At 46.3% G+C, this 13,169-nt stretch carries 13 protein-coding genes; all 13 read left to right on the top strand.

Annotated features, from left to right (window positions below; all coding sequences use genetic code 11):
- The first annotated feature begins 3 nt into the window (after positions 1–3).
- On the top strand, positions 4–582 hold the full coding sequence (locus tag MHI32_RS23545; protein WP_076304276.1) for a hypothetical protein: 579 nt from the start codon (positions 4–6) through the stop codon (positions 580–582).
- Between the two features lie 172 nt (positions 583–754).
- Positions 755–1,048 carry a sporulation protein YqfC gene (gene yqfC, locus MHI32_RS23540; RefSeq protein WP_036683844.1) on the top strand — a complete coding sequence of 98 codons (294 nt, stop codon included), beginning with the start codon at positions 755–757 and terminating at the stop codon, positions 1,046–1,048.
- Positions 1,045–2,226, top strand: a complete 1,182-nt coding sequence (gene yqfD / locus MHI32_RS23535; protein WP_076128997.1) for a sporulation protein YqfD — start codon at positions 1,045–1,047, stop codon at positions 2,224–2,226. Before yqfC ends, yqfD begins: the two co-directional genes overlap by 4 nt.
- Before the next feature lie 15 nt (positions 2,227–2,241).
- Positions 2,242–3,213, top strand: a complete 972-nt coding sequence (locus MHI32_RS23530; protein ID WP_036683834.1) for a PhoH family protein — start codon at positions 2,242–2,244, stop codon at positions 3,211–3,213.
- A gap of 14 nt (positions 3,214–3,227) precedes the next feature.
- Positions 3,228–5,483: an HDIG domain-containing metalloprotein gene (locus tag MHI32_RS23525; protein ID WP_076185262.1), complete on the top strand. Its 2,256-nt coding sequence runs from the start codon at positions 3,228–3,230 to the stop codon at positions 5,481–5,483.
- Positions 5,480–5,977, top strand: a complete 498-nt coding sequence (gene ybeY / locus MHI32_RS23520; RefSeq protein ID WP_076129001.1) for an rRNA maturation RNase YbeY — start codon at positions 5,480–5,482, stop codon at positions 5,975–5,977. The genes MHI32_RS23525 and ybeY overlap by 4 nt, the downstream gene beginning before the upstream one ends.
- The gene (locus tag MHI32_RS23515; RefSeq protein ID WP_076129003.1) at positions 5,977–6,372 is read left to right on the top strand and encodes a diacylglycerol kinase family protein; all 396 of its coding nucleotides are present in this window, start codon (positions 5,977–5,979) and stop codon (positions 6,370–6,372) included. The genes ybeY and MHI32_RS23515 overlap by 1 nt, the downstream gene beginning before the upstream one ends.
- Before the next feature lie 241 nt (positions 6,373–6,613).
- Positions 6,614–7,033, top strand: coding sequence for a cytidine deaminase (locus MHI32_RS23510; RefSeq protein ID WP_076129005.1), 420 nt, complete (start codon positions 6,614–6,616; stop codon positions 7,031–7,033).
- 666 nt (positions 7,034–7,699) lie between these two features.
- Positions 7,700–8,593, top strand: a complete 894-nt coding sequence (gene era / locus MHI32_RS23505; protein WP_036683823.1) for a GTPase Era — start codon at positions 7,700–7,702, stop codon at positions 8,591–8,593.
- A 113-nt stretch (positions 8,594–8,706) separates the two neighbouring features.
- On the top strand, positions 8,707–8,850 hold the full coding sequence (locus MHI32_RS23500; RefSeq protein ID WP_076098533.1) for a YqzL family protein: 144 nt from the start codon (positions 8,707–8,709) through the stop codon (positions 8,848–8,850).
- 36 nt (positions 8,851–8,886) lie between these two features.
- On the top strand, positions 8,887–9,642 hold the full coding sequence (gene recO, locus MHI32_RS23495) for a DNA repair protein RecO (RefSeq protein ID WP_340011031.1): 756 nt from the start codon (positions 8,887–8,889) through the stop codon (positions 9,640–9,642).
- A gap of 420 nt (positions 9,643–10,062) precedes the next feature.
- Positions 10,063–10,950 carry a glycine--tRNA ligase subunit alpha gene (glyQ, locus tag MHI32_RS23490; protein ID WP_036683820.1) on the top strand — a complete coding sequence of 296 codons (888 nt, stop codon included), beginning with the start codon at positions 10,063–10,065 and terminating at the stop codon, positions 10,948–10,950.
- The gene (glyS, locus tag MHI32_RS23485) at positions 10,943–13,018 is read left to right on the top strand and encodes a glycine--tRNA ligase subunit beta (RefSeq protein ID WP_076129007.1); all 2,076 of its coding nucleotides are present in this window, start codon (positions 10,943–10,945) and stop codon (positions 13,016–13,018) included. Before glyQ ends, glyS begins: the two co-directional genes overlap by 8 nt.
- Positions 13,019–13,169 lie beyond the last annotated feature (151 nt).

The raw sequence follows: 13,169 nt of genomic DNA, 5'->3' as shown, positions 1-13,169 counted from the left end.
TCCATGAGCTGGATCTATATTATTGCGGTTATTATATTCGCGATCGTATCCAATGTGAATAAAGCAACTAAAAACAAGCCCAAAGGAGCTCCTCGCGGGGGAATGCCTACTTTTGGGGGCGGAGAGGATTCTCCGCTCCGCCGGGTAAAACGCCCGGATATCGATGGAGGGCGCCAAGCGGAGTCTGGCAGTGGATTTCCTGCTCCTGTTAGCACCTCTTCCCGGCAGTCGAGGTCAGAGGATAACCGGGAGTATGATGCCTCTCCTGCCTTTCCAGAACCCGCGTATATACCAACTCCAGATTATTCTACTGGAGAAGGAATGTCTTTGGAGCATGCCGATGACGGAGTTGAATTACGCACACAAAGAATGCAAGAAGAGGTACGGCGCCTTCAATCTGCTTTTGACGGGATAGCGGGTGCAGATACCAAAAGATCAAATAAGACTAAGAACACAAACTCACCCTCTGCGGGAGACCAGACACATGGAACAGGGAGTCGTGACGACCTGCGCAATGGTGTAGTCTGGGCAGAGATTCTGGGACCACCGCGTTCTCGTCAGCCGCATTCCACCCGAAGATAATATTTACGGATCATAGTAACAATAAAGCCTCGGTTTCCTATCTTTACGATAGGTTGCCGGGGCTTTTTTTGCTTTTTTCACACTAGAAGGGTCCTCCTTTGTTACTTCTTCTCATAAAAAAAAGCGTTGCCGCATAAGGTGTACAGAAGGCAGGAAGGGGGAACGTCTACTTATGACCCGTATTGGCCGCAGGCTGCGGGGATGGACAAACGGGGTACTGGATCTACCACAGGACTTATTACAGGAAATGCCCCGGATCACCCTGATCGGCAATAAGGAACTGCATATTGAGAATCATCGCGGCGTGCTGCATTTTTCCTCTGGTCAGCTTAAGCTCGCGTTAGCTAAAGGATCGCTTGAAATCACGGGCGAGGGACTTGTCATCCGAAATATTCTAGGCCAGGAATTGGCTGTAGAAGGCGTTATCGGGGAGATCAGATATAACGAAAGCGAGGAGAGATCATGAAGGAGCCACCTCTGTCATCACTGCGGGGGTTCGTTACACTGCATGTGACGGGACCTCAGGTGGAGCGATTTATTAATTTCATTTCTGAAGCAGGAATCATGATTTGGGATGTGAGGCCCGCTGAGGGCGGCGCTTCCCTTAAGCTGCTTCTGGATGATTTTTATGTCCTCCGGCCGATTTTAAAAAAGACAGGCTGTCGTATGCACGTTACCGGTAGAAGCGGACTTCCATTTCTTATGGCGCGGCTGTGGAAAAGGAAATTTTTTGGCATAGGTATTTTGATGTTTGGAATTACACTTTTTATGTTATCTACGATGGTATGGAGTATTAGAGTCGAAGGGAATGAAAAAATTGCTTCTGAGGATATATTGGCTGCCGCTCGCCAGGAGGGTGTGTATCCTTTTCAGTGGATATGGCGTCTGGAGGAGCCGGACAAGCTCTCTAAGGGGCTGCTGGCCCATTTACCGGGTGTTTCTTGGATAGGGCTGCAACGGACGGGGACGAGCATCAAAATTCAGGTTGTAGAGGCTAAACAGCCCGATATCAAACCTTTGCTTAGCCAACGGCATTTAATTAGCCGAACAGATGCGGTGGTAACAGAAATATATGCGGAGCAGGGCAGACCGGTAGTAGCGCGTAATTCGCGTGTGAAAAAAGGGGATATCCTGATTTCCGGTGCTCTTGGAGACGAAGAAAATGTAGAGTATGTGGTAGCCAAGGGTGAGGTTAAGGGGTTGGTTTGGCATGAGTACAATATCGAGGTTCCGCTTGAGACAACCAATAGCACCTACACTGGGGAGCGTAAGGATCGCACCTATCTCGTGTTGGGGAAATGGGCTATTCAGCTGTGGGGTTATGGCAAATCCTCCTTTGAGAATTCAAAGACGCTCACAGAGCATGATCCGCTGTCTTGGCGCTCTATTGAGCTGCCGCTGGGCCTGATGACTGAGAAAGAAATGGAGATCAATGAAACAAAGGATACGATAACTCCAGAAGCTGGAGTTGCGAGGGGAATTGAGCGGGCGAAGAATGATATTTTAGCTCGATATGGTGTTGATAGCGTCATCAAAAGTCAAAAAGTTTTGCATGAGAAGAAAGAGAATGGTAAAGTTTATATGAAAGTGATCTTTGAAGTAGAAGAAAAAATTTCCGAAGAACTGCCAATAGTAAACAATTGAGGAGAATGAGGCTACTTGTCAGAACAGACTGCAAGCATTCGTATATCTTTGCAAAATGCGGGAGAAGCGCAATCGCTGTTTGGCCCGCAGGATGGATTCTTAAAAATCATCGAGAGTGAAATTCCCGCCATTATTGATTCGCGTGAAGCAGAGCTAACGATTCGTGGAGCTGAGCGGGAAGTAGACATGCTGGGGCAATTGTTTAATGTGCTACTGTCCCTCATTCGGAGCGGTTACATACTTACTGAACGTGATGTGCAGTACGCTGTGGAACTGGCGAAAGATTTTCGTGCTGATCAATTGCTCGATTTGTTCAAAGGAGAAATTACTACAACTTTTCGCGGAAAGCCTATCCGTGTCAAAACGGTCGGCCAGAAGCATTATGTGACAACGATCAAGAAGCGTGATATTGTATTCGGAATCGGTCCTGCAGGAACGGGGAAGACCTACTTGGCAGTGGTGCTTGCAGTTACGGCACTGAAAGAAGGTTCGGTTAAGCGTATTGTTCTTACGCGTCCCGCAGTAGAAGCAGGAGAGAGTCTAGGATTCCTTCCAGGGGATTTGCAAGAAAAGGTAGATCCATATCTGCGTCCGCTTTATGATGCATTATACGACGTTATGGGGCCCGATCAGGTGGCTAAGGCACTTGAACGGGGATTGATTGAGATTGCTCCGCTGGCTTATATGCGCGGACGTACATTGGATGATTCATTTATCATCTTGGATGAAGCGCAGAATACAACACCTGAGCAAATGAAAATGTTCCTGACTCGACTCGGCTTCGGGTCCAAAATGGTGATTACAGGTGACGTTACCCAGATTGACCTGCCCCGCGGCAAGAAATCCGGTTTGATTGAAGCCAAAGCGATTTTATCCGGCATAGAAGAACTTGGCTTTGTCTACTTCGCGGAACAGGATGTAGTACGGCATTCCCTGGTGCAGAAAATTATCGTTGCCTATGACCGCTCTGCCGAAAACCTCCAATAAAGGGGATTGTCTTCATGGCTTCAAAGCAACCATCTAAATTAAGCGGATTTGTATATACGAACAACGGATGGAAGTATAGCGCAGTGACACGCTATGCTCTTTTCCTGTTACTCGGACTAGTGTTCTACTTCAGCTTGTCGCCAGAATTGCTACCTAAGAAATATGATATTAAAGAGAATACTTACAGTGCAAAGGAAATAACGGCACCGAAACAAATTAAGGACACCAAAGCTACGTTAAAAGCAGCTGAGGAAGCGGCCGAAAGCGTATCTCCCAAGTACAAAATTATCCCGATGAGGGCAGACAACCTAGTGACCTCGCTGCTGGACCGGATAGATCGCCTCAATCAGGATGATCTGATCTCGCAAAGCGATAAGACGGGGATTTATCGTGATGAAATCCCGCAGAGAGCCAGCGATTTCATCTTGAATTTCGTAGCTTCCAATCGGGGCAGCGCTACATATTCAGATCACCTCTTGGATGAAATGCAATCTGTCATCAAAGAGCAGACCTATGTCATTCCGGAAGAGACTTACATTAAGATTCCGCGCCTGACCTCTCAGGACATTATCGAGATGAAGCCTGTCGCCCGAGATATTGTAACTAGGCTGATGAATGATCAGATTACAGATGCGCAGACCGCTCGCGCCAAGGTAGCGGAACAGGTCAGTATTAGTTCTCTAAGCCAGCGTACAGCGCGTGAGGTTGTTCAGGAGCTTGTGCGTCTTGTGATCACAAGTAACAAGTTCTACGATGAGGATGCTACCAAGGAAGCGAAGGTACAAGCCCGGGAGAACACACCTGATGTATTCATTGAGCAAGGGGACACGCTTGTTGCTAAGGGGCAGCTAATTACTCCAGAGCTCTACACTCTTTTGGATGAGAATGGACTACTAAGCAATGAGGTGAATTACTGGCCACAGTTAGGCCTATTGATTCTCTCTGCGATGCTCTCCGTCGGTTTGCTTGCGTTCATTCGTTATTCAGGCGGCACCTCAGGCTTTAAGTACAACAATTCTCAGCTATTGATGCTGGTGCTTGTATTTGTTATAACTATTATCTCTATGCGGCTGGCCGCTGTTTTGCAGACCGATGTCCGATCTTATATCGGATTCCTGGCACCGGTGGCGATTGGCGCAATGTTAATTGCAATGCTTCTGGACATGCCTTTGGCCTATTTCTGCTCCATTCTATTCAGTGTACTGGCGAGTGTTATTTTGAATGTGCAGCAGAACTCAATCTTTGATTTTAACTTTGGTTTCTTTGCTATCGTGGTTTCGTACGTGGCTATCTTTGCGACTCACCGTGCGGGTCAACGCTCCACGCTCCTTAAAGGCGGGATTATGGTATCGCTTTTTGGCTGTCTGACAGTCTTTATGCAGATACTGTTAGGTGGAGGAGCATGGAAAGAGGTAGGTACCTTGTATTCGGTTGGTTTTGCTTTTGCAGGGGGACTATTGACGGCTGTACTTGTGATTGGGCTAATGCCTTTTTTCGAGGCAACCTTTGGTATTCTATCGGCATTGAAGCTGGTAGAATTGTCTAATCCAAACCACCCGCTGCTGCGCAAACTGCTTACCGAAACGCCGGGAACCTATCACCATAGTGTAATGGTAGGTAACCTGTCAGAAGCTGCCGCGGAAGCGATTGGAGCAGATGGCTTATTATGCCGGGTTGGATCGTATTATCATGATATTGGTAAAACAAAACGTCCGTTTTATTTTATCGAGAATCAAAATAATATGGAAAATCCACATGACTCTATTGAACCGAAGCTTAGTAAATCTATCATCGTTGCCCACGCCCGTGACGGGGTGGAAATGCAACGAGAATATAAGCTGCCAAAACCAATCCGTGATATTGCGGAGCAGCATCATGGAACAACGTTCCTGCATTATTTTTACCATAAGGCACTGAAGCTGGCGGAAGAAAAAGGTGTCGAGCCTGATTTTACCGAGGAAGATTTCCGTTACCCTGGACCGAAAGCCCAGTCGAAGGAAGCGGCTGTAGTGGGAATTGCCGACAGTGTCGAGGCTGCAGTGAGATCATTGCGTAAGCCAACTGTTCTGCAGGTGGAAACGATGATTGAGAAGATTATTAAAAGTCGACTGGATGATCATCAGTTTGACGAATGTGATTTGACGATTAAAGAATTGGATATTATTGCACGGACTCTGAAGGAGACGGTTATGGGGATTTTCCATTCACGGATCGAATATCCAGAGGATGTGCGTAAGCCAAAAAAAGAGGAAGGGGCACCTAACCCATGAGTTTGGAGATCGTTTGGGATAACGAGCAGGAAGAATACGAGATAAAGGACGATCTCATTACGCTGCTGGAGAGTATTTTGCAAAAAGCAGGTGAAGCGGAAGGGATCGATCGGGGCGAGGTAGCTCTTACTTTTGTCGATAACGTTCGTATACATGAGTTGAATTTGGAATATCGGGGCATTGACCGTCCGACGGACGTGCTTTCTTTTGCTATGAATGAAAGCGGAGAGGACGAGCTGGACATTATATACGAGGTAGAGGAAGGCGAGGCGCTGGAAGATGTTCCAGACGTACTTGGGGATATAATCATTTCCGTAACTCGTGCGCAGGAGCAGGCGCTGGAATATGGCCATTCACTGGAACGAGAGCTTGGTTTTCTTTTCGTTCACGGATTTCTGCATTTGTTAGGATATGATCATCAAGATGAAGCTTCAGAAGCAGAGATGATGTCCAAGCAAGAAAAAGTACTATCTCAGGTTGGGTTGACGCGCTAATGGTGAAGAACACGGCGGTAGGGCACAAGAAGTTCTGGCACTCTTTTCGGTTTGCATCGCAAGGCTTAGTGTCGGCATTCAAATCCGAGCTTAACATGAAGGTGCATTGCTGTTTAGCGGTGGTTGTGCTAATAGCCGCTGCCGTGTTCAGACTTCCGCTGGCCAGTTGGATGTTGCTGCTGTTCTCGATCACGCTTGTCCTAACTGCCGAATTGCTCAATACGGCGATTGAAGCGACGGTTGATCTGATCTCGCCAGAGATTCATCCACTGGCTAAGAGAGCAAAAGATACCGCCGCAGGAGCTGTGCTTCTCACGGCGGTGTTTGCTGTCTTAGTTGGGATCTATGTTTTTTATCACCCTGTGATGGACTGGATTAGCGGACTTATGTCATAATCAGGATACAAAATCAATTCAGGGGAGAGGCGGACCCGCGTTTTGCGATTCCGCCTCTTTCGTTACTGAATAATTTGAAGTGAGTTATGTACCCGAATATATCTCATGAAGTACACTGATAAAATTTAGCGCACGCTGAAAAAATAACGATAAACGAAACTAATTAGATGTTTACGAAGTAAGTTTTGTGAGAAGAAAAATCAATGAAGTCAATACTCACAAAACTTTAGGAGGTCAAAATATGGATTCTACTCTTCTTATGCAAGAGGCGATTAAAGCACGAGCAAAAGCTTACATTCCATATTCCCGATTCGGAGTGGGAGCTGCCCTTCTTGATCAGGATGGTCATATTCACCACGGCTGTAATGTGGAAAATGCTGCTTTTGGGCCAACCAACTGTGCGGAACGGACAGCACTATTCCGTGCGATTGCGGATGGACACGCTGTTGGTTCTTTTAAAGCAATTGCCGTAGTAGCTGACTCTGACGGCCCCGTTTCACCTTGCGGTGTGTGCCGGCAAGTAATGATTGAGTTGTGTTCGCCGGATATGAAGGTTATTCTTGGGAACATGAAGGGTGATATCGTTGAGACTACGGTGGGAGAATTGCTTCCAGGCGCTTTTGGTCCCGTAGATCTGAAGCAAGGACAAGCTCCAGAATAAAATGAGGTTTTGATTTAATGCCTGTGCCTGTTTAAGGGCAAATCAGGCATAGTTAGACGAAGGTTGCTACTTTAATTGCACAATGTACAGTTAAATTGCTACTCTTTCGCGACAAAAATGAATTTAGTTGCAGATAGTACAATTAAATTTATGATAAAGCCCATATTTGGCTCTTAAGACAGGATTTAATTGCACAAAATACAACTAAAACACCAAAAACATAAACTCAACCTAAAATTAGTTGTACAAAGTACAATTAAAAGTGTTCTATCTACCAAGTTAGGCTAAACTGGTGCAAACTATGTGTTTTTAGAGTAACATTACGAGGTAAGCGCCACGGCAAAAGCCGTCAGCGATTTTAATTACGTAAGGTTACTTGTAACACAGCCTAAAGCCAATCATCTCAGTAATCTTTATTCATGGTGAGGGCAATGCGAACCGTGTGAATAAGCGACAGTGAAGCGTGTCCCCGATAGGGGAGGAAAGCGCTCATGCACCATAGTCCCTCTAATCCAGCCTAACGTTGCAGTTACGCCCATTTCCGGGTGTCCAGAGGGCCGGGGCCCTTGGGGTCCCCCTTGGCTAAGGGGGATTTAGGGGGATCGAAAAAGATCTTAAAAGATTTTCAAACGCAAATTTAGAAGGTAAGTATGGAAGGAAGATAATATGAAATTCAAATCAGGCTTTGTCGCAATTATCGGCAGACCAAACGTAGGTAAATCAACACTCATGAACCAGGTCATTGGCCAGAAGATTGCCATTATGTCGGATAAGCCACAGACAACCAGAAACAAAATCCATGGTGTTTACACAACAAACACTTCACAAATCGTATTCCTGGATACACCGGGGATTCATAAAAGACAGTCCAAGCTAGGCGACTACATGAACCAGACTGCAATGAGTACACTGGGTGAAGTAGAAGCTGTGTTATTCCTTGTGGATGCGTCAGAGGGCTTGGGCGGTGGAGACCGTTACATTGCCGAGCAATTAAATGGTCTGAAGACACCGGTGATTCTAGTGCTCAACAAGATCGATAAAATAGAGCCGGAAGCTCTGCTCCCGCTTATGGCTCAATATAACAAGCTGCATGATTTTGCCGAAATTATTCCGATTTCTGCGAAGATGGGCAGCAATGTTAACACGCTGTTAGAGCAAGTTGCCAAGTACTTGCCGGAAGGCCCTCAGTATTATCCGGAAGATCAAATCACGGATCACCCCGAGCAATTTGTCTGCGCGGAATTAATCCGGGAGAAAATTCTGCATTTGACTCGTGAAGAAGTGCCGCACTCTATTGCTGTAGCCATCGAAGATATGAAGGTTGAGCCTAATGGAGTGGTGCATGTTTCAGCTGTTATTTTTGTTGAGCGTGATTCGCAAAAGGGAATTATTATCGGCAAGCAAGGGGCAATGCTGAAAGAGGTCGGCAGACGGGCTCGGACAGATATTGAGAACCTGCTGGGTTCGAAGATTTTTCTGGAGCTATGGGTAAAAGTGAAAAAAGATTGGCGCAATCAGGACCGCGTTCTGCGGGATTTGGGCTTCCATAAAGACCTTTAAGTTAATTCCGTTATTCCTCGTTTGGTAGGAATTGCAAGGATAGAACCTGCTCCATCGCACCATCCTAATTCTTGATAAGAGACATCGTCTTTCCCAAGAAAGGATGAATACGAATGCGAAACTTTTCGTGGAAGTATTTTGCAATGACAGGAGACGTCGATGCTTACCTGCTGTATAAGGAAGCTGGCCATCCGCTTGAAGATAGTGGATTACAGCTAGTGGAGGAAGAGAAGGCCTGTGATGAAGAAGCGCAATAAGGACTGGTTGCTTGCCGAATGGTTGGGGGAAGAGGCATGCTACACAGGGTGGAAGGGATCGTCATCCGCAGCATGGACTACGGCGAGGGGAACGCAATTATTACGCTTTGCACCGAGAACGCGGGAAAAGTAGGGGTTCTGGTGCGTGGCGCAAAGAAGGTCAAAAGCCGCCATGCTGCATTGATCCAACTGTTCACCGTTGGGGAATTTGTTTTTTTTAGAAATAATGGAGGACTTGGGACACTGAATTCTGGCGAAATTACGAAGTCGCACCATCCGCTGCGTGAGGATTTGATCAAAGCTGCTTATGCGTCTTATGCGTGTGAACTGCTTGATCGTGTTCTGCATGATGAGGAAACGGGAAGCTTCTGGTTTCGCCAGCTTACGGCCTGTCTTAATGCACTTGAAGAGGACAAGGAACCCGGCGTTATCATAAATGTCTTTGAAATGAAAATCTTACAGGCAGCCGGTTATGGTCCTGAATTTGATTCTTGTGTAATTTGTGGTGCCGAGAAGCCGGATGATCAACTGCTGGTCAGCCCTCGCCTTGGTGGAGCACTGTGCCGCAGTTGTAAACATAATGACCCTCCAGCCATGGAGATCTCTGCTCGTGCGTTGAAGCTGCTGCGATTATTCGCCAGACTTGACCTGACTAGACTAGGCAATGTGGATGTAAAGGAAAGCAGCCGGGATGAGCTGAAAAAAATTATGCGGGCCTTTATGGATGTGCAACTCGGATTAAAGCTGAAGTCACAAAGTTTCCTAGACCAGCTCGACAAGTACAAGATTTGACGAAAGCTGATTTTTCCGTTACTATAGGATCAGTTTATTATATGATCGTCGTTATGCTCCAAATGGGGAGAGGCGTGCATTGATCGGGAAAGTAGTGGACTGTATTGTCGTTATTCAGCGAGCTGGGGGCAGTGGAAGCCTAGCGGGACAACGTTCATGAACATGGCACCCGGGAGTACGAATGCGGCGAATGAAAGTGGATTTCGTTCTTGTTTTGGCAGCAAACTTGCTTATACAAGGTATGAAATCAAGTAGGGTGGAACCGCGGGAGAATAAGTTAAGCTCTCGTCCCTATGTCTGTTAATCAGGCATGGGGGCGGGGGCTTTTTGTTGCTGTCAGGAGCTAAAAGTGCCGCCTCCATGGTAGAAAGTTTTAGGCAAGCTGTTGTAAAAAACTTGTAAAGCGAAGGAGACGGTATTATGAACTTCCAGCAGATGATTTTGACACTGCAGCAGTTCTGGGCTGAACAGAACTGTATCATCGTACAGCCTTATGACACAGAAAAAGGCGCCGGCACGATGAACCCTATGACTTTTTTACGCTCACTAGGTCCTGAGCCTTGGAGAGTGGCTTACGTAGAGCCTTCACGTCGTCCCTCCGATGGTCGTTACGGAGAGAACCCGAACCGTCTGTATCAGCATCACCAATTTCAAGTAATCATCAAACCCTCACCAGATAACATTCAAGAGATCTATTTGGATAGCTTGAAAGCACTCGGTATTGATCCGCTCTTGCATGACATCCGTTTTGTAGAGGATAACTGGGAGAATCCGTCACTGGGCTGTGCGGGTCTGGGATGGGAAGTATGGCTGGACGGTATGGAGATCACTCAATTTACTTACTTCCAGCAGGTAGGTGGCATCGAAGCTAACCCTGTTGCTGTAGAAATCACTTACGGGATGGAGCGCTTAGCCTCTTACATTCAGGATAAAGAAAATGTGTTCGATCTTGAATGGGTAAGCGGTATGACTTATGGTGATGTTTTTCATCAGCCGGAGTTCGAGCATTCTACCTACACTTTTGAAGTATCGGATGTAAAAATGTTATTCTCGCTGTTCAACATGTATGAAGAGGAAGCACGTAGAGCGATGGAGAAACATCTTGTGTTTCCAGCCTACGATTATGTGTTGAAATGCTCACATAGCTTTAATCTACTCGATGCGCGTGGGGCAATTAGTGTAACTGAACGGACTGGATTTATTACCCGAGTGCGTAATCTTGCCCGCTCCGTAGCGGCAACATATCTTGAGGAACGCGAGAAGCTTGGCTTCCCGCTGCTGAAGAAAGAAGGTGCTGACCGTGTCTAAAGATATCCTGTTTGAGATCGGTCTGGAGGAAATTCCTGCACGTTTTATCCGTGCTGCGATGGAACAGCTGCAAGATAGAATGTCCAAGTGGTTGGATTCTGCACGTATAAACCATGCTGGAGTTACTGCATATGCGACGCCACGTCGTCTCGCTGTATTTGTTAAGGACGCGGCTGAGAAGCAAGAGGATATTAGCGAAGAGGTCAAAGGACCTTCACGCAAAATTGCGTTGGATGCTAACGGTGACTGGAGTAAAGCTGCACTAGGATTTGCCCGCAGTCAAGGTGTATCTCCAGAGCAATTTACATTTAAAGAGCTAGCTGGCGTGGAATATATTTATGCCACAAAAAATAGTGCGGGTGTAGAGACTGCTTCTTTGCTCACAGAAGGACTTCTGGGTATTGTAAATGCAATGACTTTCCCGAAGAACATGCGCTGGGGAGCTTACGATTTTAAATTCGTTCGTCCGATTCGCTGGATGGTTGCTCTTTTTGGTAAAGAGATCATTGATTTGGAAATTACGGATGTAAAAGCGGGTAATGTGAGCCGTGGACATCGTTTTTTGGGTACAGAGACTGTAATCTCGGAGCCTGCACAATATGTGGAGAGCATGCGTGCGCAGCATGTACTTGTGGATGTGAAGGAACGGGAAACGCTTATCCTGGATCAAATCAACAAATTGGCTGAAGAGAAAAGCTGGACGATTGCGATTAAAGAAGATCTTTTGGAAGAAGTACTGTTCTTGGTAGAAACACCAACCGTGCTCTTTGGAACCTTTGATCCATCTTTCTTAGAGATTCCTCAGGATGTGCTGATTACCTCGATGCGTGAGCATCAGCGTTATTTCCCTGTTTTTGATGCAGCTGGCAAGCTACTGCCATTCTTTGTAACTGTACGTAACGGGAATGCAGAATCCTTGGATGTTATCGCTAAGGGAAATGAAAAAGTGCTTCGTGCTCGTCTATCAGATGCCAAATTCTTCTATCAAGAAGATCAAAAGATGAAGATTGACGATGCGTTAGCCAAGCTTGAGAACATTGTTTACCATGAAGATTTGGGCAGCGTAGGGGATAAGGTGCGCCGTATTCGCCAAATCTCTGATCGTCTGGCTGTGAAGCTTGGACTGTCAGCTACTGCTGTGTCCGAAGTAAGTCGCACTGCGGATATTTGTAAATTCGACCTTGTAACACAAATGGTTTATGAATTTCCTGAGCTGCAAGGAACAATGGGTGAAGATTATGCACGTAAAGCAGGCGAGCCTGAAACTGTGGCAAAAGCGATCTTCGAGCATTATCAGCCACGATTTGCAGGAGATGCTGTACCTTCAACAGAAGCAGGTTCAGTTGTCAGCATAGCGGACAAAATCGATACGATTGTTGGCTGCTTCTCCATCGGCATCATTCCGACAGGATCTCAAGATCCATATGCCCTGCGCCGTCAGGCTGCAGGTATTGTCCAAATTGTGCTTGAGCATAAATTGCCAATTACGCTGCGCGAAATTTTTGAAGCGGCGATTGAAATTCATGAAAATTCAGGAAATACGAAACATTCTGGAGATGAACTACGTATAAACCTGTACGAGTTCTTCGGTCTGCGTGTAAAACGTCTTTTATCTGACAATGTACGCTATGATGTTGTGGACGCTGTTACAGCGGCTGGTTTTGACGACGTGGTAGATGTTGTGGGCAGAAGCCGTGCTCTTATGGCTGCTGTGTCCGACCAAGCAGATTTCAAGATTACCGTAGATTCGCTTACTCGTGTCAGTAATTTGGCAAGTAAAGCAACCAGTGAAGTGATTGATCCTGCTTTACTTAAAGAAGATGCTGAATTGCAGCTTTTTAATACATGGCAGGAGCTTCACGCACCTTACCTTGAAGCTATGGCGGCAAAAAATGCCGAAGAAGCACTTCGGATTCTTTCGGGTCTAAAAGACGCCGTTACAACATTTTTTGATTCCGTTATGGTTATGGCGGAGGACGAGCAAGTGCGTGCTAACCGTTTGGCTCTGCTTGCGGGTATTGATGCTGACTCCAAGTCGTTCGCTGATTTTGCGAAGCTTGTCTGGTAATTTTAATCAAGAAAATTTGAATCTTATGGTATAGAATGTTGGTTTGGGGTATAAATATACGGAACGGTGCCAATGCGTCATTTGACATCCGTTCCGTATTTATGCTTAGAAAGAAGGATTTCTTGCGGAGAGGGCGTATATATATTACACG

It is taken from the genome of Paenibacillus sp. FSL H7-0690, from assembly GCF_037980415.1.
GTDB classification, from domain to species: Bacteria; Bacillota; Bacilli; order Paenibacillales; family Paenibacillaceae; genus Paenibacillus_AQ; species Paenibacillus_AQ odorifer.
This window is presented reverse-complemented; position numbering and strand designations above follow the sequence as displayed.